The organism is Wolbachia pipientis (assembly GCF_023661085.1).
Taxonomy (GTDB): Bacteria; Pseudomonadota; Alphaproteobacteria; order Rickettsiales; family Anaplasmataceae; genus Wolbachia.
The window spans coordinates 1-2648 of record NZ_JAHDJT010000143.1; the positions used below are offsets into that span (position 1 = coordinate 1).

The 2648-nt window shown below is 34.3% G+C and carries 4 protein-coding genes; 1 reads left to right on the forward strand and 3 read right to left on the reverse strand.

Annotated features, from left to right (window positions below; all coding sequences use genetic code 11):
- Positions 1-180 precede the first annotated feature (180 nt).
- The 3 genes from DM84_RS05620 to DM84_RS05630 form a co-directional block, all read right to left on the reverse strand.
- Entirely contained in the window at positions 181-657 is a 477-nt protein-coding gene (locus DM84_RS05620) for an RDD family protein (RefSeq protein WP_250778994.1), read from the reverse strand.
- 21 nt (positions 658-678) lie between these two features.
- Entirely contained in the window at positions 679-1176 is a 498-nt protein-coding gene (locus tag DM84_RS05625) for an RDD family protein (RefSeq protein WP_250778996.1), read from the reverse strand.
- A gap of 77 nt (positions 1177-1253) precedes the next feature.
- Positions 1254-1748, reverse strand: coding sequence for an RDD family protein (locus DM84_RS05630; protein ID WP_250778998.1), 495 nt, complete (start codon positions 1746-1748; stop codon positions 1254-1256).
- Between the two features lie 409 nt (positions 1749-2157).
- On the opposite strand from DM84_RS05630, the gene DM84_RS05635 reads away from it, so the two are divergent.
- Positions 2158-2648 (forward strand): phospholipase D family nuclease (locus tag DM84_RS05635; RefSeq protein ID WP_250779000.1); only part of this gene is annotated, 491 nt, incomplete at its 3' end.

The window sequence follows — 2648 nt, forward strand, 5'->3', positions numbered from 1 at the left end:
AGCTACCTCGGGGTTTTATTGTCTTTTTTCTCTGTCTGGTAAATTTCTTAAATATCTATTACTAAAGTAGTATCCTGGATTCCAGTATCAAGTACTGGAGTGACAAAAAAAAGGAAGTACTGGAATGACAAGAGAGGGAGGCGCTGGAATGAAAGAAAAGAGGGCGTTGGAAGGAAAATATCAACTGGGTTTATAATCTATCACTACCGCATTTGCAATTTTATCATGAAAAGCTTGTTTATGTTTATCATCTACTGCACATACTAAAACTAGAATTAGTATAGCTAAGAATAAAATAGGATTGCAGAGCGATATACAGTAAATTATGAAAAAAGCGATAGTCCTTTTTATTGCTTGTATTAGAGTGATCTGCTCAAGTGTATCTTTGTCTCTCACACGCATGCTAAATAACAAGTGTCCTGGAGTGCCGCCAAATTTTACTAGCATGAATGTGTGAAATACACACGGTATCATCAAAAATAAAGAAAATACAACTGTGGTGATTACAATTATTGCCCCTATGACCCCTTTTATTGCGTGTGTGAGTGAGAAACCTACCACTACCAAAATAAACGGTATTACAATAAGTAAAATACAATCAACTATGAATGCTAGAGTACGTCTTGTCATTGTTGAGTAATTTACTTTTCTATCCATACAACGTCTATAAAAGAAAGTTTAACTAGGTTTATAGCCTATCACTACTGTTCTTGCAATTTTATCGTGAAGAAATTGCTCGCGTTTGTCAAAGATTGCAAATATTAAAATTAGAATCGGTAAAATTGCTAACCACCGAGAAACATAGTCAATCAAAAAAAGAGAACCAAATGATAAAGCTGTCTCAGAAATGCATCTGATTGTTGCTTGCATTGGAGTAACACTTTTAAATGTATTTACGTCTTTGACATACATACCACATAACAGTTGTCCTGGAGTACCTCCCCATCTCGTTATCATTAATATTTCTAATACTGTGTACAGCATTGATGTAAAGATTGTATAAGGAGATGTTAACTGTTCAATTTCGTCATGAAAGTTATCAATTTCATTATTGCCTGATACTGCAATGTACAGGATGAGTAAAGGGAAGAAAAATATGATATAGTCAAATACTTCTGCTACAGTACGCCTTGTAAACCCTACATAATTTACTTTAACATTTATTTCATTATCCATAACCCCACCTATATTTTGTAATATTACTAACTAATATAAAAGCACGTTATTAAATAACCATAAATTGTAAAGAGAAGTTAGTTTTCGGGTTTATAATCTATTACTACTGTTTTTGCAATTTTGTCATATATAGTCTGTTTGCGCTGATCAAATATTGCAAATAATATAACTAAAATTGGTAGAATGGAAACCAAACCGAAAGCTTTAGGTGAGGAAAGCATACACCAAAGAACTCCACTCAAAACACACCTTATTGTTGCTTGCGCTGTAGTAACATTTTTAAGCGTATTTGCGTCTTTTACGTATATACTGCACAACAGCTTCCCTGGAGTGCCACCGTATTTCATTATCATAAAAACGTTAAACGCTAGGTATATTATAAGGAACACCTCTGCAAGAATCATTATGCGAGTTGTTATAGTATGATAAAATTCTTCTATATTATCTAACGACGAGGGGAGCTGAAATAAAGAAAAAACTAAAATAAGTGCTATTATTGTCCATAAAACGCTATCAATCACGTATGCTAAAGCTCGCCTCAAAATTCCTGCATAACTTATTCCAGTATCCATATTCCCTCCGTACACAATTACTTAATGTATCATGTCAGTGATTAAATAACCGTAAACATGCTGATTTGGATAATATTAGCTTGTATCTTCATAACGTAAGGCATTAGAGCTAAAATCTTTTATAAGGGAAGGTGCAACTGAACGCTCAACGGCGTCAACTTAGGGAAAAATGTCAGTGACTATTGTACAAAATTTCTCCCTAGAATTTTTACCATTAAATTACCCGTAAAGTACTGCAAAAAACAGCTCTTTTATTTCTATTTTATTTCAACAAAAAAATTTAAAATGTGTCCTTTTCAGGTAAGATTTGTCAAGACGCACGTGTCAAAGCTGGTTTGATGTGCTAGGGATCTATTGACAGATGATAAAACTATGATGTAGCCTATCACCATATGTTTAGGTGTGGGTTGTGAGGTTTTTATACCTTTTGCTTTTGTCAGTGTGCTTTTCTCTGTATTACTATGCAGGCTCTATATTTTCGCCATGCCCAAAAGCTACAGTTTGCTTCTCGCCTGAAGAGGACTGTGCTGTGCCGATAATTAGCGAGATAGACCAGTCTAAAGAATCCATCTTAGTCCAAGAATATACATTTACTCTTAAGGCGGTTGCGAATGCTTTGGTTAATGCTAAGGAGCGTGGTGTTGATGTTAAAGTCATTTTAGATAAATCGCAACTTTACTCGAAACATAGTGTTATGAATGAATTGTTTGCAAGTGGAATACCAGTTTGGATTGATGATAAGCCAAAAATCGCCCATAATAAGGTAATAATTATCGATAATCAAAAAGTCATCACAGGATCACTTAATCTCAGTAAAACAGCCGAAAAAGGGAACGCTGAGAATCTATTAATTATTAAAGAATACCCTGAACTAGTTCAGCAGTATGTAAAAAACTGGGA

Bases quoted from the DNA above. Each gene is read 5' to 3' on its own strand.
- DM84_RS05625 (WP_250778996.1), bottom strand. From the start codon at position 1,176: ATGGATAATGAAATAAATGTTAAAGTAAATTATGTAGGGTTTACAAGG.
- DM84_RS05620 (WP_250778994.1), bottom strand. From the start codon at position 657: ATGGATAGAAAAGTAAATTACTCAACAATGACAAGACGTACTCTAGCA.
- DM84_RS05630 (WP_250778998.1), bottom strand. From the start codon at position 1,748: ATGGATACTGGAATAAGTTATGCAGGAATTTTGAGGCGAGCTTTAGCA.